Here is a 25,916-nt window from a genome sequence, read left to right as displayed (position 1 = left end):
TAATATTTTATTTTTCGACCACAAATATCCTTATTCGGGATATTTGTGGCGCATACTGTATCCAAAATAGGATAAAGCATTCACCTTCCTGAAACAAATTTGAGAAAAAAGGTTCCCGGAATTTTTAAAAAATCCCGAAAACTCGCTACTTGAGTAGTGAATTTAATGCGACAAAAAGAAAAATTTGGGAAACCGACGCAAACCAATCGACAAAAATAGCCCTTTTCTTGAAACGTCCATCCCAAACAGCCATTGTTCTGCGCTGATTCGGCGACGAGTTCGGCAAAACTATGTGCAAAAAATTGAATCGGGTCAAATGCCGCGAACGTAGGCGTTCGTAATTTGTCCTGGTGACCTTTATATTTTTGGATGGTCTTCCGGAAACGAGAAGGCTGGAGGATCGTTATGAAGAGCTCATATTGTCGGGCCGTGATTTTGCGAGGACTTGTTTCCTTAGTTATTCTTCCCTGGATCGCTTCTTGCGGTGTCATGGACTGGCTTGCAGGAAAAGGTGGGAACGTGGATCTTTCTCGTGCGACCTGGTTGGTTGCGGAGAAGGTTCCTCTTGTTGTAGATAAGGGCGGAGTTCCTATCGGTAGCGGGGGGACAAGCACGCCAGTCAATAATCTCTTCAATCTTCCTCCGGGAACGAAAGTCAACGTTAGTGCCTTAGGTGGAGCGATCGATCCGACAGGGACTACCATCGTGAACGACTTTGATGGGGACGGGATCCTGAATATCAACGAATCGACGACTAACGTGTGGGTCGCCGATTATCCGGACATCGACGCCTCTGTCGCTCCTCCGATCACAATGAAGATCTCTATCTTAAAAAGCAGCACTGGTCAAAGCGATGAGATTACGAGCGATATTAACTCTGACGATCTGGAATCCACTAAGAACCAAGGTTCTGAATCGATCCATCAGAACGAACTGAATTTAAGAACAGTTCAATTCCAAGATCAATACAAGACTGAAACGGAAGCTAGTCAGTCACATGATTTTGAAGCAAGTACGAGTTTTAAATATAGTGGTGGCGGAGGAGAACAATCTTCGTCCAACTCTGCTTTTTCAATATCCGGCTCGGCTTCAATCAAAAATTCAAATAGTTGGTCCGCGCGAAATTTACAAGAAGCGACTACCACTAAATGGGCAGATAAACCATTTAAGAATAATATTGATAAGGATGCGACTTCTGTTAAATCTGATTCAGCAAGTACTTCGGCCCGAAAGTATAGATCTGAAAAAACATCCAAAGTCAGTACTACCTCCGTTGTGGAATCAAATGCCGGTTATGTTCGTGCGGCGCTTTACATTAAGAACAGATCTGTAAACATGCCAGTGAAATTGAGTAATATTCTTTGCACGCTCATGTTTGAAGATGCAAAAGGAAATTTGATTCCAGTTCAAAGCTTTCGTTTAAGAAACGATGATTATAGTTTGTTTCAGGTGGAAGTGTATGGGGGAGACGATTTCGGTCCGTACGTAGTGGAGCTTCCGGGTTTGAATACGGCAGAAATAGAAAGCGCTATTGCTTCTGGTTATAATCCCAAGATTTTCATCGTGGATTATACAATGACTCACGTTGCCGATTCAAATTATAAATCCGTACTCCTGAATTTTACGGGAGATAATTTAAAAGTTATCGAAGAGAACTCCAAAGGTAGAACTAGTTTGGTTAAAGTCTATGGGCCAAACTACAGGGAGAAATTTCGGGTGGCTGCCTTTGATGATCTTAGCGCAAATGATCCGTGTACTACGACAACGGCCTCCGTCCTTGCTCCAGGGGTGAGCTTAAAGAAAGCTTTACAGAGAATTTCTTGTTCCGGGCCTCAGGTGGAGTTTGCAGACTATGTTGCTGATTTTAGTGAATTTGCACCTGCATTATCTAATTCTAAAATACATATCAAAGGAATTAAATCGTTCGCAGGAATTCCAACAACGTTGCCCTGCACGGATCAAACGTATACTAGTTCCGATGGGGTTACAAGAACTGCCTGTGTTCAAAAACCAATCAGCTCCTGGACAGCCGATGAGATGCAGAATGCAGGCGTTTGGGCAATTTATTCCAACGGTAAATTCAACGCTCCGACTGAATATTGGGTAGATGGAACGAATATTAGAATCTTCGATCCTGGAAACGTCAGAAAAGCCCAGATGGTAAAGGGTGTTGATTCAATTATTTGGGCGGGAGATAATTACGATATCGTTTATATTTCCGTAAAGGATTTGGCAAAGAATGAAGTTAATCCTCCATATGGTGCAACCGCCATTGGAACTTCCGGGTCGTCTCCCACAGGAGGATCGATTGATCCAAACGATCCAAATTCTTACTTCAAGCTCAACACTCGTTGGGATCTATCTCAGTTCGGGCAGAATCCATACGAACCTGATCAAAATTCCTTCTTTGTCGGGAAAGTTGGCTTCGATGAAAAAGTAGTCTTTACTGTTCGTTTGGATCAAACTAAGTATTTGAGTCCTGACTTCGGGACTGCCACGAGCGGAGGGTCCTACCAATACTTTACGAATTTCAAATATACCCCTACGATTGCTACCAAGCGATTTAATATAGATCAGGTCATGGACTTTGAGATCAGCTTAGGTTTCGGGGGAAGTCGAACAGACTGGGTCCATGTCTATAAAGATACCGATCTAAACGATCCGTATCGAGTCCGTAAGATGTGGATCGATACTTCCGGGTATGCGGATCAGACATTCCGTATTTGTCTACGTATGCCTACTTTAAGCCAAGTGGTAGATCCATCCAATAGCTTGGTAAATATTTATATCCGTCCCGCTTTAAATAGCGCATATCGAAATACGATCTGGCCTTTGGCTTACACAGATGTGAAGAAGATGCGCGGTTCCTTGGATGTTCCTACAAGTATTGGAGACACTACACTTTATCTTTTTGGCGCCTATGGGAATATCGAGCCGAACGATTCTATCTATATTAGCGGCGACTCTTATCCTTATAATGTAGTAAGCAGCACTCCAACTCCAGGCGCTCCTTCCGGATATTATACTGTGGTAGTGGACAGCGCGATCCGCACTAAGAATAGTAGAACAACCGGAGTTACAATTCCGAGTATTCTGACCGCTCCTGATGCTCGTCTGATCGTCGATAATTCCTTTATTACAGACTGGAATACTCAGGTCAATGCAGCTCCTGCTTCGGATCCTACCATTCCGCAATTCTTACCTTTCCTAACAGGGGGAAGTCCAAGCAGTTGCTCAACGACGAATCTCTTCAATCCGTTCGGATGTTTAGGATATACTCCTGATTATCGAGCTGTAAACTGGATGGGTTCTTATAATACAGGAGTACCTTACTGGAATTCATGGGCGGATGCCGGAAGTTTTAGCAGCTTTCTTTCTTCCGGGATGTTTCAGCTGAGCACAAATTCTGGACGCACTTACAAAGTGGGAACTTTAAATAGTGATTATGTTCTGAGCGATCCAGGAACTGCGGTTCCTTTGAGTGAGCCTGTTTCCGTTACTTCAGGCGACGCTACTATGGTTATCTGGAGAAGAGATACTGCGATCTACGGAAAAGTGTTCCAGGTTTCAACCGGAACTGCTCTTTCTACCCAATTCCAGATCAGCACTACAGCAATTACAAGTCCTAACAAATTGTTGGCAAAGCTGGATAATGGAAAGGTGGCGATCGTTTGGGACAACGGTAGGGATATTTATATCGCTTTCCGAAACATGTCTACTTATGCAGCGATTGGGACTGAACAGAAGATCGTAACGAGAAATTACGATTTAGGCACATGGTCTACAATTGGCCTCGCCTTAGGATCAGATCGAGCCTTGATTGCTTGGAGTGACAACCAGTACATTGATGTTTTTAATACGCATAAATTGGTAAGAGGACGGATCTTCAATGCGGCGACTGGTGCATTGTCTATCGATACTTTCCTGATTAGCGATACGATGAACGGAGATCCGGCTAGATATGAAGTTTCTGTGGGAGGATTAGGCGGATCGACTGCGATTGTCGCAAGGCATTACGTGAATCCTAATTCCGGAAATAAGATTACGAACGCTTGCCTTTATAGTTTGACAACAGGTACAATGGTCGGGACCGACCAAGTTATCACTTCCGCAGCAAGCGCATCTCCTGGATTCCTTCATGTGAAAGGAGCTTCGACTAAAGGATTTGTTGTCTGGCAATCAAACTCGAATGTTTGGTATGCTCGTGGAATTGATATGGCAACCGGGGCTAAGTTGGGAACAACGGATCTTACTATTGATTCAAATATAACCGACTTAGAAGCTTCGATTTCAGGAAACTACCTCTTCGTTACATACTCTCTGAATGGAGGGATGAACCTAAAGGTATTAAACCTTGCGGACGGTCAGTTCCTTTATACGAATGCACTGCCAATCGGTTCCGTATCTGCGGCTGCAGTGCAAAGACCTGGCAAGACGGTTCTTTCCAACAATACAATCGTATCTGTTTGGGAGCATTACGAGAATTCTCAAAGGACGATCCGAGGTAGGACTGCGACTCTCTCACCATTTGCTTTAAAAGGAAGCGGAGAGTTCTTCATCAGTACTACGAACCAAGGAACTCAATCTGGAGTGTCTATCGCCGTGAACGATACTAAATCGATCCCAATCTGGTTTGCGCAGGATACGACTCAGCAAGTAATCCGCGGATTCAATTTGGATCTGAACAGTCCTGGATCCTTGCAGTACGGTTTGAATAACTTCTTCCTTTCTCCTTTGCTCGAAAGGGACTACACGCTCAGCGTGCAAATCGTTCCGTAAGACGAAAGAGGAACCTTGCCACTTTATAAAACTAGAAAGTGGCAAGGTTTATGTAGCTAACCGATCAAACAAAGGCAGTTATACATGTTTAGGCAGAGATCCTATATTTGGGAAAAGGCGAAGCCATTCTTGAATGTTCCCAAATTCTTTCGGAAAGGAAATGGACGCTCTTTTCAAGGGTATCTTTTCGTCCGAGCTTTTCTTGTAGCTGCCTCTTTGTTCTTTGTTTCTTGTTCCCATGGAACTGGTCTTATGAATCGGATTTTCAGTTCGGTGCTTCCTACTGGAAGTTCACTGCCTTCTCCCGGTTCGGCACCTTCTCCTGAGGGAAGTGATCTTTTCTCTATCTCGACGAACTATAGTGAGTCCATAGATGACCCGCAGACGAAAGCGGATCCGTTAAGTGGAGCGATCTTTATTGCACCACCTGAGCCCAATCATTTCGGAGAGGTTTCCTTAAATTATCCGATCCAAATTCCTTCCGGGCGGGCCGGAATGCAGCCTGAATTGGCGTTGTCCTATTCTTCCAATGGTGGAGACGGATGGGTCGGTATCGGCTGGAGCTTAGGATTGGGAGCAATTACTCGAACTCCGGAATATGGGGCTTTGTTCTACGATTCTCGCGATACATTTACCTGGAATGGTAAACGATTGATCAAGGTTTCCGGTTCCACTTCGAATGAGAACGGGACCTATCGCATTGAAGTTACCGATCAGAACTTCGTCATTTTAAATTTAACGAGTATAGAGAACGGAGGGATTTGGACTGTCCAGGATTCTTCCGGCACTAAATATACTTACGGGGATACGTCTTCGAATCGGATCTACGATCCGAGTCAGATCACTCGGACCTATGCTTGGTATCTTTCTAAGCAGGAAGATAGAAACGGCAATTATATGGAAGTGCAATACGACACTTCCCAATATTCGGAAAAGAGAAACTTATATATTCAAGAAATTCGATATACTGGGAATACACAAAGCGGTGTTGCCCCTAAACAGTATGTCCGATTCAATACGAAAACAAGACCAGATGCTTATGTAAGTAAGGCTCCCGGATTCATTATGATCATGGATCGTCTTTTGGATACGGTAGAAGTAGGCTGGAACGGTGGGAAACTTTGGACGTATACTCTTGTATACGATACTTCCTTTGATTCAGGAAGGCCCATTCTAAAAACGGTAAACTCCGATCGTCAAACTACCAAACCTGAATTCCAATATAGCACAGCGACTCGCATCCTCAATTGGCAAACGGTTGCCAACCAAGCTTCGAGTGAAACGGAAGTCCTTCCCGATTCCACTCAATATTTTGAAGGAGACTTCAACGGAGACGGGATATCCGATATGCTCTTCTTCAATCCTCAATCCGGGAATTGGAAGGCGGCAGAAGGCCGTAAGGAAGGCGGATATAATTTCAAACTCTACGCGAACCGCTATAAGAATTATGACGGGCCATCTAAGATCCGATTCTTCAAGGGAAATGTGAGTGGCGATTTTAACGGAGATGGAAGGGCCGATATCGGTTTTTATCTGCCGGAGACAAGGGATCTTATCGTAGCGGAACATGATGGGAGAGTATTTCAATTCAAGAATTACGGAAGATTGATGAGCGGTATCCCGGATATTTTCCGTATGGAATGGTTCCCGGGAGATTATGACGGAAATGGTTTATCCGATTCCATGCTGTTCGACGAGCCTACCGGGCTTTGGACCCTGATGTTGAATAAAGGCGGATACTTCGAATTCCTAAAGATCGGAAAGAAATTCCAGAACTTATACAGATCTGATTATTCTCCGAACGCGAACATGGATAGCGTGAGCACAACTGACACTTCGGTAGAAGGAAGATCTCAGTACAAGACTCACTTCCTGGTTGGAGATTATAACGGGGATGGGCTCACCGATATTTCTTTATATGATGCTCGTAACGGATATTGGTTCGTAGGAGAGAATCTACGAAATCCGGATAAGACCGATCCGATCTATTTTAAGACCAATTGGGTACTTTATAAGATCTTTACTGCACCTGAGCAGGCATTATTCTCGAACGATCGATTCTCCGGAGATTTTAATGGAGATGGCATTTCGGATTTTCTACTCTTCGATCGTGCTTCCGGGAACTGGACACTTGGCGCAACGACTAACGGTACGATCAACTTTCAGATCTGGTCTAAAACCCCCCAATTTACTTCTGTCACTCGTTGGCTCCAAGGAGATTTCAACGGAGACGGACAGACAGACATAGGATTCTTTTCTGCTTCCGATGGAAGGTTCTGGATCGGAGAAGCAACGAATAACGGATTCAGATATAAGATTTACAGCGATATGTCTTATGGACCGGACCAAAGCCGGGTCATGAAGACTCCTCTTCCTCTGGACGAAGTAAAACTTACCAAAGGGTTCGGAGTAATTAACGCCGCTTCCGATACCAAAACTGTCTTACTCGATTATCAATACGATGGAAATGCGAATCCTGGAAAGGGGGAGTTGGTCTTTCCAGGTTGCTTTACGCAGGACGATTGCAGCTCTTCTCCGGAGCTTTTGATCTATGATCGAAAAGCTGGGGTATTCGATTTTAAGAAAGGATCTACTTTTACTGAATCCGTATTAACTGGATTCAATCCAGAGGCTTCGACCGTTAGGACTCTTTTCAAAGGAAAGGCGGACCGATACACTACGAATGCAAGAGATGAAGTTCTCTTCTTTATGGATTTGGGCTCTACGAATAAATTCTTCGTAGTAACTCAGGCCAGCGGGACTTCTTTTCAGAGCAAGGACCTTGCAGGCATTACGGATTCCCAGATCGGGAATTTCGATATAGGAAGTAGCGCCTACTTAGTGGACAACTTTGATTCCACTTCTTCAAAATCTGTTCTTATTTTGGATGACCAGTCGACTACAGGTGCAGGAAGATTTTTGATCACCGGTCCGAGTGGAACTCGCTATTTGGATCCTGCGGGAGATGTTCTTTCTTCTTATCTTTATAATTTGTTCCAAGTGGGAACTTCCAGTGCGAATCGAAATAACCGCACGAACTTCAGTTTCTTCTCCGGAGATTTCTTAGGATCTGGAAAATCACAGATCCTTTTCGTCGATCGCAGGACAGGAACTCATAAATGGTATTTGGGAACTGTCGGTTCCACGACGATCCAATTCAAACTACTGACCGGGGGAGTCAGTCTTCCTATAACTACAGCAAATTATGATCTATCTAGCCAAGCTGGAATTCAATTTGGTCTCTTCCCTGAAACGATCGGTAAATCAATCGTCTACGAAGACCCTTCTGATTCTTCCGTAGTATTCTCTAAGATACGGATCACTGCGACTAGCGTTACTCGCACTGTATACAATCCTGGATTAGTTAGTTTCCTGAACGCTTTTGATCATAGAGGATATCCGATCATTGTGTCTAATGGTGACAACAGTCTCTATGATCTTTCCCAGAGTAAGATCGTAAGCTTGAGCGGTCCTGTGACGAGTGTATACTTGGACCGTCCGGATCTGATGACCAAGGTCTATCCTTTCCAGTGGATCCAGGGAGATTATAACGGAGATGGGATCACGGATATAGGGATCATTCATCTTAAGGAACCGAACTGGTATTTTGCCATGTCCAACGGAAGCGTTCCGGATATCGTGGAGAAGGTTGTCAACGGTATAGGCGGTTCTTATTCCTTCGAATATGAGAACTCTACCAAATTCGATAATAACGGAACGGATGATATACCGGATCTTCCCATCAATTATAGGGTTTGTACTAAGATTACCTTAGACGACGGTTTTGGGAATACGATCCCGAAAACATATTCATACTCTGGCGGGGTCGCTTTCTCCGGGTTCATTAACGGAAAGAAGGAGAATGATGCGTTCGGATTTTCGCAGTTCACGATGACCGATGCTGCAGGCTCTAAGACTGTTCATTCTTACTTTAGCCAACCTTATTCCAATTTTATGGACAACCGCGCCTTGGGTGGAGCGGAACAGCAGACCCGTATTGTAGGTTCCGATAACAAGGATTATGGAACTGTAAAATACACTCACGATATCCAGCATATCGAGATTACTACGGGCAAGATCTCTTATCTTTCTCATACGAATAAGGTGGAGAAGTTCATCAATGGGACTGCTACGGAGACCACTCAGAATTCGATCACTCTAGACGGGTATAAGCTCACCAATACTCTGGAGACTGGAACAGATCTGTTTGCGGATATGGCTCATTCTTCCCAGACATTTACTACATCCACGGATTTTGAGACGGATACAAATTCGAATCAAACTCGTCCGAAGCGGGTCGTTTCTTTAGCAAGTTCCACTCATGAGACTACGACCACGATCTTATACGATTCCAAAGGGAATCCGACTAAAAAGACTACTTCCTATTCCGGTAGCGGGCTTCCTTCCGTTTCCTCCAAGGTGATCGATTCGAGTTACGATGCGTATGGAAATCTGGTACAGGAGAAGGATAGTAGTTCGAGCCCAAATCGTGGGACTTCTTACGAGTATGACGACGAGCTGCACCAGTTTATTACGAAGAAGACAAGCTTTGGTGGATCCGTACAATTACAGACTCGATTTACGATCAACTATGCGAAAGCGTTCGGTTCTCCCGAAGATAGTACGGATCCGAATGGGAATAAGACCTATTTCGAATATGACGATTACGGAAGATTGATCGAATCCAGCGCGGACACGGATAGTGGTGTTAAGGTTCTCGCATCGTATGATTTCAATTCGAACTATCCATTGAGTGCGAAGACCACTTTCCCATCCGGGAGCGGGGATCCTGACTTTGCAACCCGATCCTATAAGGATGGAATGGGCCGGGTCATCTATACCGTAAAAAGAGCGTCTAACGGTCTGTTTGTAAGATCGGGAAAGATCACCTACGATGGGGATGGAAAAGTATCTCGCACAGGACAGCCGGACTGGGCCGATGCAAGTGAGATCGACACCTACGCTCCGCATGCGGAAGAAAAGAACCCGAGCCAATTCCGCTATGATCCGATCGGACGTTTGGTGCAAACCATTCTTCCGATCGCCGCTGGAGAGACAGAAGCAACCGTTCTAAGCGTAACTTACAACGATCCTTTTGAAACAGTAGAAGCCCATAGCGGCGGAACGAGCAAGCGCACTGTTAAGAACTCCAGAGGACAGGTCCTATATGTAGAAGATTTCGGATCCGACGGAACGGATTCCCAGATCGGATTCTGTTACGATATTGCGGGGAATCTGATCAAGAAATCCGATCTGAATGATGGAGGAAATCTAAGTTGTGATGCGAGCGGACTTACTGTAAAGGATACTTCCGGAAAGAACCAAGCATATTGGCAATTCGATGCATTCGGCCGCCAAAGAAAACAAAGTGATCCCGATTTTGGAGTTAGCACCAACACCTATAATGCCTTCGGGGATTTAACCCAGAGCACGGATGCGCGCGGGATCGTTACAACTTACTCTTATGATTCCTTGGGAAGATTGAGCACGAGAAGCGTTTCTGACGGAGATACGTATTACGACTACGATTCCGGCAGTGGAAGCGAGAATGCGCTCGGAAAACTCGTAAAAGTAGAAGACGGGGCCCAAACCAAGACCTTCAGCTATGACAAACTGGGAAGGGTAAAGAAAGAAACCAGAAGTCTCAAGAACCTGACGATCGATCTAGCAGACGGACCGTATATTACAGAATACCAATATGATCTATTGGATCGAGTAACGATCATAGATTATCCGGAGCATCCTGTGAGCTATTCCAGGATGAGGGCCTGCTATACCTATGGAACTGCAGGTTATATTTCCGGTATCTCTGTCCAAGTGAATACGAACGGGATCTTGCCTGGATATTGCAGCAAGACCATCGTAGAGAATATTACCTATAATGAATTCGGACAGACTGCAGGATTCACATTAGGCAACGGGATCCAAACCAATTACACATACGATATAAAACAGAGGATGGTCCGTATCAATTCCACAGGGGATGTGGACGGAAACTCCAAAACCTTGCAAGACGCGGTGTATGCGTTCAATAGCCGAAATAATATCACTTCCATCGCGAATAATTCAACCGATTATACGACTGCATTCAATTACAGTTATGACGGATTGAACCGACTCGTAGCAGCCGACGGGATCTTCCAGGAATCCGCAAGCAATTATACCAAGACCTTCCGCCAAAGTTTCTCGTACGCACAAAACGGAAACTTGAGCGCCAAGAGAGAGCATAATTATACGGATAGTTCCATCCAAGACGAATGGAATTATCAGTACAGCAATCACCAAGTCACACAGATCAATTCCACACAGAGCGGGAACGATAGACTCGTAATGAGCTACGATTCCTCCGGGAATATGCTCACCCAGAGGGACAATCTCAAGGACCTAACTAAGAATATCAGCGTAGATTCCCAGAACCGGATCACTCAGGTCCAAGATTCTTTGAATGTAACCATCGGAAGTTATTGGTATGACGACGGTGGCTTTAGGGTCCGCAAGAAAGCATTGGTCCCGCAAGGTGCCGGCTCCGTAACCCAAGAGATCCTATATCCAAGTAAATTCTATGGATTGGAATATCTAGACCAAGACAATCTATTACGTTCTATTAATAATGTTTATTTGAATGGGGTCCGGATCGCAGCCCTCAACGAAGAAGGAACAACTGCGTATTTCCTAACCGATCAGGTGGATTCAGTTTCTCACGTCTTGGATGAACAAGGGCATACCTTAACTCAAACCCAGTACGAACCATACGGAGAGACACTTGTCCAGAGAGGAAATCTGGACTTTGCGCCAAAGTATAACTCCCAGGAGCTAGACAAGGAAACCAATTTCTATTTCTATAATGCACGCTATTACGATCCGCAGATTGCGAGATTTACGAGCGCGGATACTGTCATTGATGGGGCACGAAGTACGCAGGGGTGGAACCGGTTCTCGTATGTTGGGGGGAATCCAATTCGGTATAAGGATCCGACGGGGCATTGGGCGGACGATGATGGTAATATAATAGCAAGTCCTGAAAAACCATCTTATTGGTCTACGCCAGAGAATCCAAGTTATTCAGCAAAAGCTGGAGCTTTCTTCAAAGGAGCAATTGATAGCATTCCTCTGCACTTAGCAACGGGATTTGCTGCCCTTAAAATCTCCGCCGCTGCCCCAGGGACAGCGCCGATCATCCTGGGCGGTGGAATTGGCCTTGGTATTGTAGAAGCAAATGCAATCGCCTCGGGAGAAGAACAAAACGAATACGGTAGGACTCAGGGCATAAGTATTCTCGGTCGATATGAAAGAGCGGGGAGCTTATTTGCTGGCGGTATTATTTTCGGCCGTCTTGGAAAAGGTTTGAATCAAGTTAAATTTTCAGGAAATGGAGGACCAGAAGGAGGGAATGTTAATGCAGTTGTAGTGAGAAATCCAATTGGGTCCCATGCGAAATATGATAGATTTGCGGAAAGAGGAATTACCGAAAAAATGACGTCAGTTGCCATTCGAAAAGGGCAAAAGTTTTATGATCCTAAAACCGATACACATGTGTATGTTCAAAAAGGTGCTTTTGCAAGTGGAAAGGATTTACTTGTTGGGACAAATCCTGCAACCGGGAAGGTTACCACAGCGATTAGAGGAAGTAAATTAGACAATAAGCGATTTATCCCAATACCAAAAGAGTAGAAGATGAAAATTGTTTGTCAGTTGATTGATTTTAATTTCTATTTTTCCTTTCCAAAATTGCGAGAAGGCCTTGTTAACACGGAAATTATAGAAAATGCTAGCCTCTTATTGGATTCCAGGGAGGAGTGGATTGGTATTCACATAGAAAAACACGAACCGACATATATTTATTGGGTTAATAGTCCTATAATTGCTTCTTCACGTATTCAGGAGGTTTATGTTGACTATTTGGAAAATAAAATAATAGGCATCGAAATTAATTTGTGGATTGAAAATCGGGATATTCGTTTAGATTGTTTGATTAAAGCAATGGGGGAGAATAACTAGAATATCAGTTTCTTAATATTGACGACAATCATTTTGGAGGAGTTAATCCAGAGAATAGAATATCGGGCCTCTCAAAACATCCCCTTCACCTTTGCCCATTCTTTCTCTCGTCCTTATCTTTCAACTTCAGTAAAGTCTTGTTGAACCCATTCGTGCCTACGATCTTGACGCGGTTCTCGTTCAGAACTTCGAGCTCGTAGGTCACTCCGTCTACAGTATACGAATCATTTAATATACTAATGGACTTCATGGGCTTTTCCCACATTCCCTAGATAATACCTTCGCACTTACACTAAAGAAAGAGCTAAATCAAAATTGAAAATAAATGAAGGATCGTTCACCGGAAACGGATCCAGCAACCCAGAAGCCTACAGCAATCCCGACAAGTGGCAATGCATAGCGAAACGCCCAGTTCCATTTCTCGGATTTGAGGTTGAATCGGCGGTATTCGAACCAATGTAGGACCAAGAAAGTAAGTAGGATCCACTGGACGCTTCCGGGGATTTTCAGTTTATTTCCTGTGATATTTGCCAATCCGGAGAAAAAGGAAATAGCGTCAGTCACTGAATCTGCTCGGAAGAAAACCCATCCGAAGCAGACAAGATGGAAGACTATTAAAATCGAAACGATTTTGGGCAGTTTTTTAGTAATCGGAAAACGTGCACCAATCATTCTTTCGAGTCCTAAAAGGATCCCGTGCCAAGCTCCCCATATTATAAAAGTATAATTTGCTCCATGCCAGATCCCGCCGAGTAGCATGGTGATAAACAAATTGAGGTAAGTTCTACGATCACCGAATCGATTTCCTCCCAAAGGAATATACAAATAATCCCGCAGCCATGTGGAAAGTGTAATATGCCAACGTCTCCAGAACTCTCGGAAGGAGCCTGAAAAATAAGGAGCCAAGAAATTCGGAGGGAGTTTATATCCTAAAAGTAATGCACATCCTCTGGCGATGTCCGTATAACCGGAAAAATCACAATAAATCTGAACGGCAAAGCCGTAGAATGCTGCCCAATGCGCCTCTGCATTATAAATTCCTGGTGAGCTGTAAACGGAATCGATCCAAGGAGAGATTTGATCTGCGATCAGCACCTTCTTAATTAACCCGAATACGATCCACCAACATCCGGTGAGTGAAAAAAGGATCCTCGGGGTTTTAGGAACATGGATCCTATTTAGGAAATCTTTAGCGCGCAAGATCGGTCCTGCAATCAATTGAGGGAAGAAGAGGATAAATAGAAGAAAATCCTGAAAAGAAACTTTGTTCTTAAAGTCTCCTCTATGCACGTCCACTTGGAAGGAGATCATTTGGAACGTATAAAAGCTGATGGCAAGCGGAAGGATCCATTCTCCAGTTCCGGGAAGGACATTGAGCTTAAAGCCAAAATCGGTTAATATCCTTTGAAAGAATGGGTAGTATTTGAAGGCAAAAAGATTTACCAGATTCAGGACCACGATCCAGGTGAGTGCCTTTTTTCTACCTTGTAGTTCGAAGAAATAATAAAATACGTAATTCAAAATTACGATCGAAACGAAATGAACTAGAAAAACAAGGCTCCAATACCCGTAAAATACAAGTGAAGCGAATATGAGAAAGCCTCTCCTCCATTTGTGGCCCAAAGCCCAATAGATCAAATAAACAAAAGAGAAGAAGATCAAAAATGCGAGACTATTAAATAACATGTTTTTCTAAATTACCGGTTGGATTAGCGAATAGGCAGAAGAAAGGAAGAAAGTTCTGTAAAGCATCTCGGAGAAAAATGACCTACATCCCGAAAATAATTGCATTTCATCGGAAGATCGTTTGCATCCACGTATTTTTCTCCGTAACTGCGAATCGTATTTATGACTTTCGATTCAAACTCTTTTTGATTAGATTCGGATCGCTCGTACTCGTTCAAAAGGGTATGAACTCGCGGTCTCCAATAAATTGTAGGGATGCCTTTTTCTTTCAATAGCAAGATTGTTTTGGTCAAATACTCTAATTCTTCAGGATCAGCTTTATACGAATTCCCGGTTTGTTCACTTTTTAAGACAAGGAGACCGGCTTCGAATTTTTCCCTATAGATATTGCCCAGCTCAGGACCTGGATTAAAATAATCTTCGATAGTAAACGTTTCTAGGCGAGGCCGGTCCTTTTTGGTCAATGCGTGTTTTGTAGCGTCGAAGATACCACTTTCAGTCATGCCTGCAACGATTGATTCCCATTTCCGATCTTCTCCTTGGAGAAGTCTGAGGAAATTATTCGGAGAAAATTGATATTTGTAAGACAAAAAGAAATTTGGAAAGACGATTTCCCAAACGGTTTTCAGTCCTAGTTGTCTCCAATGCAACAAGGCGAAATTTACGGGGATGATATTCTGCTTAAGAAAATTCTTATATTTTCTATCGTTGTTAAAGCTCATCATCGAAACTTCAACGAATGCGAAATCCGGCTTCCACCCTCGCTCTAATGCTTGTAATAGGCGGACGTAAATAAGACGCATGCTTGCGCCTGCCATGCCTATGCTTACTCCTTCCCATTCTTCTAACGATTTCGATATTTGCGGAGTTAGAAATGGGTCTTTTCGGGTAAAACCGATATTTGGATATCCATTAAAGTAAATACTTCGGGAGGTTCCGGCGGCAAGAAATACTTTCTTGGATTTAACATAGTTCAATTCATCTAGATCTTCATTCTTTATGAGAGACGTGAATGAACCGGTATATGGAAGATTGGCGGCAAGCTTCTCTTGCACGGAGCTGATCAAGAAGATCTTATCAATTATGAGAAAGGAAATTAGAATTAAAACTGGGATAAAAAATGCAAAAAACTTTCGCTTTCGATAGTTCTTTCCGGATACATCATGATTCACGTTACATGTGTATAATTCGAATGCATCGAAGCAAGCCTTTTTTGAATAGTAGCAATGGAGACTGCTTGAGATCTAATTGGAGGTTTGATTTTTCTATTCTAAATTTCTTATTAATGATCTTAATATTGATTTTTAGGTTGGAAGTTAACCGCTGATTTACGAATCTCCAAGCTCCCCCCTCAAAACACTCCCTTCACTGCCTCCCACAACTTCGCCCACTCCTTCTTTCTCTCATCCTTGTCTTTCAACTTCAACAAAGTCTTGTTGAACCCGTTCGTGCCTACGATCTTGACCCGGTTCTCGTTCAGAACTTCGAGCTCGTAGGTCACTCCGTCTACAGTATACGAATAATTTAATATACTAGTGGACTTCATCGGATATTCTTTCTCCGCGAGATATGCCTTTCCCTTTCTGAAATCCAGGGTGATGCATTGGGTTTCTTTCAGCATAGGCTCGCAGAATTTGCCTGCAGGTGGGGGGACCGGTTTGAACCCGCAATCCAGGATCAGAAATGGGACAAGAAGAAGGAGTCGTTTCATTTTATTCCTCGATGGGGAGTTTGGTTTTGAGGGTCGGGTTCTTTGCGAGGATCTCTCTGGCTAATTTCAGGACTTCTTCCTTTCTGTCCGCGGAAATCGGATAATATTCTTCTAATAGAGCGATTGCCTTAGGAGACAAGTTTTGGTAGAAGAAGATCTTTGCTTCCAAGATCTTGGAGCTTCCTGTGAGAAAATCTTCGTTTGTGTTTTTCACTCTGCGGAGGAAATTCAAGGAGGATACATATTGTCCGGCTCTGAACTCGGAGAGTGCGATCAAGAAATCGGATTCCCTCCCGGAGAGCAGTAAGGGGCCGGAGATCTCGGGGCGGGCGAGAGTCTTTTTGAGAAAATCTGCATTCCCGGAGAGTGCACTTCCTGCGAGGCAAGTCCAAGCATAACCCGCCTTTAATTCCGGACTCAGCTTCTCGGGATCGATGGACACAAGCAATTTGTTCAAAGCGGCTCTGCTGAGCTTTTGGCGGATCGCTTCTCCGAATGCGATCAGATAACGATTGTCCGTGGACTCCATAAACTCAGGATCCACTGCTTGGGCACGTAATGCCTGTCTGTACGAATCTTCGACCAAGGGTAAATAAGAGCTGTCTTGGGCTAAGAATTCCTCGAATCCTGTATACGCGATCTTGGATAATGTACCGGAATCAAAACGAAATCCCAATAGTAAGAATTCATAATATCCTGATAGAGCGGAATAATGATAAGAGATCCCTTCCTTCGGATTGGAAGTCACAAATTCTTTTGATACCGATTTGAAGTCCTTGATCTCTCCTTCTTTCGGTTCTCCTTTTACGATCCCTTCTTGCAATATCTTTCTTTCCTTTTCCAAAAGAAGACGTCTGTCTCCCGCGAACAGGTTCTTGATGTCCTGACGAAAGAAGAAGGCTATGCCCCCCAAGGCTAATAAGATAAGAAAGAATACTAAGGGCTTATAATTGGCTTTCTTCCGGTAACTTCTGTGGTTGGCTTGGTACAGCATGTATCTGACAGATTTTCCCGAAAGGCCGGATGTTTCACTTATTTTTTGGCGCAGGAATACCTACTCGGGCTTGACTCCAGGACCCTCCTTGGATTCCGTGTAAATATGCCTTATAACTACGAGTTTGATGAAGATTACGAGACAGACGGCGACGAGGACTTTCTCGACGACGAAGTCGTCACTTTTGTTTGCGAGGACTGCGATCATCGTTGGGAAGATGACAGTGAAGGTTCCTATAGTGGCCCTGAAAATCATATCTGCTCCATGTGCGGTTCTTCCAGCGTAATCGAACTTTAATCCTAAAGCGGCCGTTTCCTTTTTTATTCGGGATGTTCCAGGCCGCTTCCAAATTCTCCGTTATTCTATTTTTCCTTCTATTCGGTGCCTCCGTTTTTGGAGTGGACTTCGAGCAAGTTTACGAATATTATAAAAAAGGAAATTACGATACTCTCGTAAAAGTTTCCCGCCATGGTCTCCGCTCCGGCGAAGTGGATTATAAGATCCTTCTTCTCTACGTCGCCTCCGAGCCCAGCCTCGAGGAGATTGACAAGACCCTTCTTAGCATTTATTCCAGATCCAAGGATCATCCTTCTATCTTCTTCAACTCCGTGTATTTATTCTTAGAGAGAGCCTTGGTACTAGAGGCTTACGACTCCGGAACCCGTTGGGGAAAGATCTTCTTAGATAAAGGAGAATCTTCCGTTCGTTATGCGGAAGGTGTCTATACTTACGCTTGCATTTTGTATTCGGCAGGAAATTATCAATCCGCGGAAAGCGTTTTAGACAAGGTCAAGTCCACTCCCAGGGATTCTAAATTGGGCAAACGTATTCGCATCCTGGAAATGAACCTGGATAAGAAGAAAGAGGAAAAATGAAACCAAAGAAGGGGAAAGGGCTTCGGATCCAAACGGGAGAATTGAAGGGTAGAGTCATTCCTTCTCCAGTCACTCCGGAGGGTAAGAGTAATTTTACTCCTGCGATCATTAAGAAATCATTATTCGATATCCTGGAGTCCTTGCAATTGCAAGGCAGATTGAATCTGCAAGATTCTGCCTTTATCGATATGTTTGCCGGCTCCGGGCAGATGGGGATCGAGTCCTTGAGTAGAGGTTTTGCTCGGGCCGTCTTTCTGGAACTTGCCTGGGACCGCTACGAAAGTCTGAAAGGTGTCTTGGAAAAATTAGGCAAACCTCATCTAATCATGAGAAAGGACGCACTTCGGTTCCATTCGGGTCTGGATATTCCGGAGACTTCCAAGGTGTATTTCATGGATCCACCGTATTCTTTCTGGGAAAAGAAAACCCAGAAATTGAGAACGGTCGTGGACGAGATCATACAGAATGAGCCTGGGACTGCAGCGATCATCATTCAATCTCCGACTCCTTTGGATTGGGAAGATTTTACCTCTCGTTCTTTCGGAAGGAATACTTTGAATGTCCGCATTCTGGTCTAAATCCAAAGGATCTTTCTTCACTCAGTTTCATTCCGGTAATCCTTGGCTTCACGCAGGGATCTTCGTATTCGTTCTCTCTCTTCTATGTTTACTCACGAATACTTCCTTTCATGTGATGGGAGTGGATATCAGTGAGTTCGCTTCTTTGTTCTATGGACTAGCCCCTCTTCTTTTGCGAGACTTAGGAGGAGTTCTTCTTTCTGCATATTCATTCTTTCTCGCGGCCCTGATCTTATTTTTAGGTCCAGAGTTTATGGATTGGAAGAAGGGGGAGCGGATCTCACCTCTGCGCATCTATTCCATTCTGTTTTCTGTCTTATTCCTATTATTCTGCCATTCCGTTTCCAAATATCCGCAAGTGTACGGAGAGTTTTTCTATTATAGGCACACTTGGGCTCTCGGGTTTCTGTATTTCATCACGGATCATTTTCCTCCTTGGGTATTTTCTTCCCTGCTCGGGATCTTTCTGGGCTTACAAGTCGGCAGGAGTTTCTTCTCTCTTTGGCAAACGAAACAGTATCGTTCCCTGATAGAATATCTAGTATTTATAATACTCTTCTACTTGTTCCATCTCAGCGGTTTGTTCTTGGGGATTTTTGCTCTTTGCTTTTTGTATAGTAAGGATTTTTTACTGATCACTCCTGCAATTGTGAGTAAGGATCCTTCGGCGATCGGGGAAACAGGATCTTGGAAACTTACTGGCGTATTCCGATCTAAAAAGGATCTCGCCCTTGCTTCCGCGCTTCTCTTCGCATTCGGTATTTCTATATTCGTACATCATGATTTTCAAAAGGGACCTTCTTCTCCGCAATTTCCGATCGCAAAGAAGTCTAAAGAATTCAATGTTCTCATTCTCGCCGCGGATAGTATCCGAGAGGACAAACTCGGCTTTATCCAAGGAAATAAGGATCTCACTCCGAATATAGATGCACTTGCCAAAGATTCAGTTGTGTTTCTGGATCACCATACTACCATTCCTCGGACCTTTCCCGCTTGGGCAGATCTATTGACGGGAAGATATTCTTTTGAGCATGGCATCCAAGATATGTTCCCTGATAGAGAGGATAGGTCCAAGCTTGGAGTTTCCATTCCTACTCTTCCTTCCTTTCTGTCGGAGACTCATAGAACTGCAGTGGTCTCTTCTTTTGCGGGAGATATTTTCCCGAGAGCCAACTGGGGTTTCCAAGAAATACACGCGCCGAATTTCAGTGCGGAGACTCTCACCCAACAGAGAACGATAGAGTCTCAGGTATTCTTTCTTCCCGTGTTGACCGGTTCTTTTTTTGGAGGAGGGGAATATCTTTCTTCTATCCGTTCCTTACCTACGTTAGGAGACGATTCTCGTATCCTTTCCGATCTGGATCCGATCTTCGATCGAAAAGGAAAGCCTTTCTTTGCAGTTTACTTTTCCTCCGTGACCCATTTCCCATACAGTCCTCCGTATCCCTTCTATAAGGACGGGACGGATCCGAACTACTACGGTCCTTCCAAATACTTTCGATTCGTAGATCCAAGCAATTCCGAGAAGCCAGACGCAAGAGAGCAGGAACAGATCCGTAAGATATACCAAGCCTCTCTGAAGTCCTTCGATCATGCTGTGGGCGAGATCATCGCTCGTTTGAAAGAAAGGGATCTATATGATAAAACTTTAATACTTCTCACTTCCGACCATGGGGAGTCCCTGTTTGAAGAGGACCATTCTCATGGGCATGGGGAACATCTCCGGGGAGAAGGGGTTACCAAGGTCCCTCTCCTCCTCAAGTATCCTAAGTCGTTCTCCGGGCAAAAAGCCGGGAATTTTAAAGGGATTACCAGCTCTTTGGATGTTTTCCCTACGGTTTTAAGCGTTTTGGAAACCGATTCCAAGCCGGATCTAGGGGGGAAGGATCTAAGCCATCTGCCGACCGGGGGGGATTGGGCCGAGGATAGAACGGTCTATTCGGAAACCGGGATCTGGTTCTCGGACCGAGGGGATCATTTCTTCCAAAAGGATCGGATCCGTTATCCGAACATTCTGGAATTGCATACGATCGATCCGGAGGACGGAAACAGCGTGACGGTTTCCGACTCCTATGCCAAGGAAACAGTCCTATTTTCGAAACATAGAATGATCCAGGACAGAAGCAGGAAGCTGATCTATGTGCCAGGCCCGGAAGGAGTGAAATATCTCTGTTACGATCGGAAGAAGGACCCTTGGAATACCCATCCTCTTCCCAACGGAGCCTGTGCCGATCTCAAGTCTCGATTAGAAATACTGCTTCTTAATTCCGGTAAATGGAAGAAGGCGGGAGAATATTTCCTGCCTAAGACAGGTTCCTAGAATAGGTAGGAACTCCTACGTTTTCTTCCACGGAAAGGCTTGAAGTACAAGCTAGAATAAAAATCCTGGAAATAATATGCCCAAGAGGGAAGAAATCCGCTCCGTTCTCATCCTAGGATCCGGGCCGATCGTTATCGGTCAAGCCTGCGAATTTGACTATTCCGGAACCCAGGCCACCAAGGCTCTGAGAGAAAAAGGAATTCGAGTCATCCTTCTGAATTCAAATCCCGCGACCATCATGACGGATCCGGACCTTGCGGATGCCACTTACGTGGAACCGCTCACTGTGGCAGTCGTCCAAAAGATCCTGGAAAAGGAAAAACCGGACGCCATCCTTCCTACTGTGGGAGGACAAACCGCACTCAATCTAGCACTTGCCTGTCACAATGCAGGTATTTTAGAAAAATATAATGTTGAGCTGATCGGGGCAAAGATCGACGCGATCAAAAAAGCCGAGGACAGAGAGCTCTTCAAGAAAGCGATGCAGAAGATCGGGGTCAATGTGCCGAACTCCGGACTCGCTAATAATATCAAGGAAGCATTTGAGATCAAGGCAAGGATCGGCCTTCCTCTTATCGTAAGACCTGCTTTTACTCTGGGAGGGACCGGCGGAGGGATTGCCTTCGACGAGGAAACCTTCGAAGAAGTGGTGAGTAAGGGGCTCAAAGCCTCTCCGATCAGCCAAGTGCTTCTGGAGCAATCCGTACTCGGATGGAAAGAATTCGAGTTAGAGGTCATGAGGGACCTGGCTGACAACGTAGTCATTATATGTTCCATCGAGAATATAGATCCGATGGGAGTACATACGGGAGATTCCATCACTGTCGCTCCCCAGCAGACACTTTCCGATAAGGAATACCAAAATCTCAGGGACATGTCCATCAAGATCATCCGTGAGATCGGAGTGGAGACAGGCGGTTCGAATATCCAATTCGCGGTGAATCCTGCCGACGGAGATGTGATCGTGATCGAGATGAACCCTAGGGTTTCTCGTTCTTCCGCGCTTGCTTCCAAGGCAACCGGATTCCCGATCGCAAAGATTGCAGCTCTTCTCTCCATCGGGTATACCTTGGACGAGATCAAGAACGATATCACAAGAGTCACTCCTGCATCCTTCGAGCCTTCTATCGATTATGTAGTGACCAAGATCCCAAGATTCGCATTCGAAAAATTCCCAGGCACAGACGATACCCTCGGCGTACAGATGAAGGCAGTCGGAGAGGCCATGGCGATCGGCAGGACCTTCAAGGAAAGCTTCCAAAAGGCAATGCGTTCCTTGGAGATCGATCGATTCGGTTTTGGATCCGACGGGAATTTCGCGGAACTCGTAGAATTCCATTCTCTTTCCGCTCCGCAAAGATCCGAAAGAATAGACGCATTCTTACGTAGACCGAACGACAAGAGGATCTTCTATGTAAAGAAAGCCTTAGAAGAAGGCTACAGCGTGGAGAAGATCCACGATCTTTGCAAGATAGATCCTTGGTTCTTATACCAATTCGAAGACCTGCAAAAACTAGAAAAAGAGTTTTTGGAAAAAGGGGATTCTATCCTGCCGAAACTCAAGAGAGCGGGATTTGCGAATCGCCAGTTGGCCTTCCTCGCTAAGAAACAAGAGATCGAAAAGATCCTATCTTCTACCCATACTCCGGACAAGAAGAAGGCGGAGATTGGCTCCATCCTTAAGAAGGAAGAGCTTCGATTAGAAGGTGTATTACAATCTTCTCATATAGCTCCCGTATACAAGAGGATCGATACCTGCGCCGGAGAATTTGAGGCATATACCCCGTATTTCTATTCTTCCTATGACGAAGAGGACGAGACAAACGTCACTTCTGCCAAGTCTGTAATTATTTTGGGCGGCGGGCCGAACCGGATCGGACAAGGGATCGAGTTCGATTATTGCTGTTGCCATGCTTCCTTTGCTCTCCAGGATCTGAAAGTAGAATCCATTATGGTGAATTCCAATCCGGAGACAGTCTCTACGGACTACGATACTTCCGATCGACTCTATTTCGAGCCTCTGACCCTAGAGGATGTACTTCAGATCTACAAAAAGGAAAAGCCTTCCGGAGTCATTATCCAATTCGGAGGACAAACCCCTCTCAAGCTCGCTAAGGACCTGGAGAGCAGGGGAGTTCCCATCCTCGGAACGAGCCCGGACTCCATCGATAGAGCCGAAGACAGAAAGCGTTTCGCAGAAGTATTAGAAAAACTGAAATTAATCTCTCCTAAGAACGGGATCGCAACTTCCATGGAAGAGGCGCGCAAGATCGCACAGGCGATCACCTATCCAGTGCTCGTTCGTCCAAGCTACGTCTTGGGCGGAAGGGCCATGCTCATTATCAGCGAAGAGAAAGAGCTGGATAAATACATGGAAAAAGCGGAAGAGATCTCCGAAGACAGGCCTCTACTCGTGGATTCCTTCTTAGAAGACGCGATCGAAGTGGATGTGGACGCTCTTTGCGACGGCAAGGACGTGTTTATCGCCGGGATCATGGAACATATCGAAGAAGCTGGGATCCATTCCGGTGACTCTGCTTGTGTTCTTCCTCCTCAGTCCCTATCCAAGAATGTGCTCGCAGAGATCCGAAGAGCCACAAGAGAGCTTGCCTTAGAACTTCAGGTCAAAGGACTGATCAATATACAATACGCGGTCAAGGACGAGGTCGTCTATGTGATCGAGGTAAACCCTCGCGCCTCTAGGACCGTACCTTTCGTATCCAAGGCTTTAGGACATCCTATCGTGAAATATGCGACCCGCATCATGATGGGAGAGACACTGAAGGATCTTCCACTTCCTAAAGAGATGGAATTCCCTACGGTCAACGTAAAAGAAGCAGTATTACCTTTTAATAAATTTCCAGGAGTGGATACCATCCTCGGTCCGGAAATGAGATCCACCGGAGAGGTCATGGGGATCGCCGACACCGCAGGTGAGGCCTTCTTAAAATCCCAGTACATGGCTGGAGAGGAGCTACCTTCTCAGGGAACCGTATTCGTTTCCGTGAATGATAAGGACAAGAAAGAGCTTTTGAAGTATATCAAGGATCTTTCCAACCTAGGTTTCAATCTGATCGCCACCGAAGGGACCCATAAATTCCTTTCGGATAGCGGGATCCTTTCCTCCAAGATCAATAAGGTCTATGATAACCAATTCCCGACCGCTCTCGACTATATCAGAGAGAACAAGATCCATCTGATACTGAATACACCACTCAGCAGAGTGACCCGGGACGATAGTTTTGCGATCCGCCAGGCCGCAATCCGTTACAAGATCCCTTGTTTGACCACTGCAAGTGCGGCGAAGGCGCTTATCAAGGGCCTCGTAGAGATGACGGACAAGGGGTTTACCATCCGTTCTCTCCAAGAGATCCATCGCTCTAAATAAGCGGACCTGTTCAATTAGAGACATAATCCCGAAAGGGAAGAAGATAATTTTATAAAGTCATCAAGGAATTCCGGCATATTTCGATCCTTAATAATGCAAGGGGCGAGCTATGCAGATCAGAACGGAAGGACCAACCAGAGAAGAAGGGTATTCGATCCAATCGGAGCCTAAGACATCCGTATCCGAAAAAACGGGCGCCCCTGCCGTAAGCTTCATGGATCTCATGAAGTCCATACAACTCCGCTCTCAAATGGTTTTAGAAGAAGGCCAAAAGGTTTCCGAGCCAGCCTTCGAAACAGTTTCCAAAGAAGAAGTCGCCGAAGAAAGAGAACTCTTTGAAGAAGAAGAGATCAGTTCCGACGAACCGGAAGACAAAGAGATCGACACGGAGAATTCCAAACTCGTTCGACTCTTCGAGAGTAAATCCAAAGAAGAAGTATCCGAGGACGGAGAAGAAGATCTCGAGCTGGAATTAGAAGAAGTAGAATTGGATTCTCCTTTTATCAGCCAGATGAGCGCCTTTATTACAAATCTGGAATCCAAGCAGGAAAAGGAGATAGAGATCCATCCTGCAAACAAAGAAGAAACATCCTTATTCAAAAAGATCTCCAAGCAAAGTAAAGAAGAATCCCATGTGCAGCAAGCGGCTGCTGAAAAAGAAGAGACCCAAGCTTCTTCCATTAAAACAGGTAAGGAAGAAGAAAAACGTCCTAATAAGGAGATCAAAAGATCCTCTGAAAAGGAAAGTCTCGAAGAAGGTCTGAAAAGCCTAGAAGAGGCCCGTAAATTCTCCAAACCGGCTAACGAAGAAAAGATCCTAACCGTATTAAAAGAATCTCATAAAGAGAATTTCATTCCCGAATCGGAGAACTGGAAGATCACCAGAGAAAAGAAGCAAGAATCGCTTTCCGCAATCACTAAGAACCAGGCAAAGATCGCTTCCGCAGAAGAAGCATCCGCTAAATCCGATTCTTCCGGTAAAGGTTCTCAGAACCAAGAGTTTTCCCAGAGACAGGGCAACGAAACCACTCTGACCTTATTGAAAGCAGGACTTGGGGTCCAAGAGAATAAGGAAGTATCCGCGTCCTCTTCTTCCAAATTGAAAACGGATCAGAATATAATGGATCGTTCTCAGATGAGAGAAAACTTCCAGAGATTGGTCCAGTCCGCGAAATTAAACATAGTAGAGAACGGAAGATCGGAAGCCACTCTCAGATTGAACCCTAAAGAGTTAGGACGAGTCTCTCTTCGTATCAGTGTGGAAGAAGATAAGGTGCAAGGAAAGATCGTCGTTGAATCCGATCAGGTCCGTAAGCTCTTTGCGGGAGACTTGGAACAATTAAGAAAGGATTTCAAAGAGCAAGGACTTCAATTGGAATCCCTGATCGTAGAAGTAGAGGACTCCTTTCAGTTTTCTTTCGGAGAAGGCGGATCCTCTGCTCGGGATTTTGAAGACGCATTCGCAGACGGATCTTCTGCTATTTCTTCTTCCTCTCTTTCTGAAGAAGTTTCCGAGTTAGGCTCTACAGAAATTTCGGAATTCGCCGACAAGAATACAGACAGACGCTTAAACATTTTGGTTTAAGG

The 25,916-nt window shown here is 44.7% G+C and carries 14 protein-coding genes; 9 read left to right on the top strand and 5 right to left on the bottom strand.

Features of this window, described 5'->3' with window-relative positions; translation table 11 throughout:
• Positions 1 to 405 precede the first annotated feature (405 nt).
• From EHO57_RS12610 to EHO57_RS12600, 3 genes are all read left to right on the top strand, one after another.
• Complete coding sequence (locus EHO57_RS12610; protein ID WP_135643641.1) at positions 406 to 4,779, top strand: LIC12048 family lipoprotein; 4,374 nt, start codon at positions 406 to 408, stop codon at positions 4,777 to 4,779.
• A 216-nt stretch (positions 4,780 to 4,995) separates the two neighbouring features.
• On the top strand, positions 4,996 to 12,450 hold the full coding sequence (locus EHO57_RS12605) for a SpvB/TcaC N-terminal domain-containing protein (RefSeq protein WP_425460793.1): 7,455 nt from the start codon (positions 4,996 to 4,998) through the stop codon (positions 12,448 to 12,450).
• Between the two features lie 3 nt (positions 12,451 to 12,453).
• Entirely contained in the window at positions 12,454 to 12,777 is a 324-nt protein-coding gene (locus EHO57_RS12600; protein ID WP_135643637.1) for a hypothetical protein, read from the top strand.
• Positions 12,778 to 12,862: 85 nt separating this feature from the next.
• Here the strand turns inward: EHO57_RS12600 and EHO57_RS12595 are convergent, their stop codons facing one another.
• The 5 genes from EHO57_RS12595 to EHO57_RS12575 all read right to left on the bottom strand — a co-directional run bounded on the left by EHO57_RS12595 (position 12,863) and on the right by EHO57_RS12575 (position 17,168).
• A complete protein-coding gene (locus EHO57_RS12595; RefSeq protein WP_167882247.1) occupies positions 12,863 to 13,027 on the bottom strand; it encodes a hypothetical protein in 165 nt (54 codons plus the stop codon).
• 59 nt (positions 13,028 to 13,086) lie between these two features.
• Positions 13,087 to 14,463: an MBOAT family O-acyltransferase gene (locus EHO57_RS12590; protein WP_135643633.1), complete on the bottom strand. Its 1,377-nt coding sequence runs from the start codon at positions 14,461 to 14,463 to the stop codon at positions 13,087 to 13,089.
• 23 nt (positions 14,464 to 14,486) lie between these two features.
• The gene (locus tag EHO57_RS12585; RefSeq protein WP_167882250.1) at positions 14,487 to 15,635 is read right to left on the bottom strand and encodes a DUF1574 family protein; all 1,149 of its coding nucleotides are present in this window, start codon (positions 15,633 to 15,635) and stop codon (positions 14,487 to 14,489) included.
• Positions 15,636 to 15,814: 179 nt separating this feature from the next.
• On the bottom strand, positions 15,815 to 16,174 hold the full coding sequence (locus EHO57_RS12580) for an LIC12806 family lipoprotein (protein WP_135643628.1): 360 nt from the start codon (positions 16,172 to 16,174) through the stop codon (positions 15,815 to 15,817).
• Between the two features lies 1 nt (position 16,175).
• The gene (locus EHO57_RS12575) at positions 16,176 to 17,168 is read right to left on the bottom strand and encodes a hypothetical protein (protein WP_135643626.1); all 993 of its coding nucleotides are present in this window, start codon (positions 17,166 to 17,168) and stop codon (positions 16,176 to 16,178) included.
• A gap of 105 nt (positions 17,169 to 17,273) precedes the next feature.
• Here EHO57_RS12575 and EHO57_RS12570 point away from each other — a divergent pair, with 105 nt between their 5' ends.
• The 6 genes from EHO57_RS12570 to EHO57_RS12545 all read left to right on the top strand — a co-directional run bounded on the left by EHO57_RS12570 (position 17,274) and on the right by EHO57_RS12545 (position 25,914).
• Positions 17,274 to 17,465, top strand: coding sequence for a hypothetical protein (locus tag EHO57_RS12570; RefSeq protein ID WP_135643743.1), 192 nt, complete (start codon positions 17,274 to 17,276; stop codon positions 17,463 to 17,465).
• Between the two features lie 32 nt (positions 17,466 to 17,497).
• Positions 17,498 to 18,043, top strand: a complete 546-nt coding sequence (locus EHO57_RS12565) for a hypothetical protein (protein WP_167882249.1) — start codon at positions 17,498 to 17,500, stop codon at positions 18,041 to 18,043.
• Positions 18,040 to 18,621, top strand: a complete 582-nt coding sequence (locus EHO57_RS12560) for an RsmD family RNA methyltransferase (protein ID WP_135643624.1) — start codon at positions 18,040 to 18,042, stop codon at positions 18,619 to 18,621. Before EHO57_RS12565 ends, EHO57_RS12560 begins: the two co-directional genes overlap by 4 nt.
• On the top strand, positions 18,602 to 20,941 hold the full coding sequence (locus EHO57_RS12555; RefSeq protein WP_135643622.1) for a sulfatase family protein: 2,340 nt from the start codon (positions 18,602 to 18,604) through the stop codon (positions 20,939 to 20,941). Before EHO57_RS12560 ends, EHO57_RS12555 begins: the two co-directional genes overlap by 20 nt.
• A gap of 76 nt (positions 20,942 to 21,017) precedes the next feature.
• Positions 21,018 to 24,329, top strand: coding sequence for a carbamoyl-phosphate synthase large subunit (carB, locus tag EHO57_RS12550; protein WP_135643620.1), 3,312 nt, complete (start codon positions 21,018 to 21,020; stop codon positions 24,327 to 24,329).
• Positions 24,330 to 24,438: 109 nt separating this feature from the next.
• Positions 24,439 to 25,914 carry a flagellar hook-length control protein FliK gene (locus EHO57_RS12545; RefSeq protein ID WP_135643618.1) on the top strand — a complete coding sequence of 492 codons (1,476 nt, stop codon included), beginning with the start codon at positions 24,439 to 24,441 and terminating at the stop codon, positions 25,912 to 25,914.
• The last annotated feature ends 2 nt before the right edge of the window (positions 25,915 to 25,916 follow it).

The organism is Leptospira langatensis (assembly GCF_004770615.1).
In the GTDB taxonomy this organism is placed as follows: Bacteria; Spirochaetota; Leptospiria; order Leptospirales; family Leptospiraceae; genus Leptospira_B; species Leptospira_B langatensis.
Note: the sequence above shows the minus strand (reverse complement) of the source record. Positions and strands in the feature narration are given on the sequence as shown.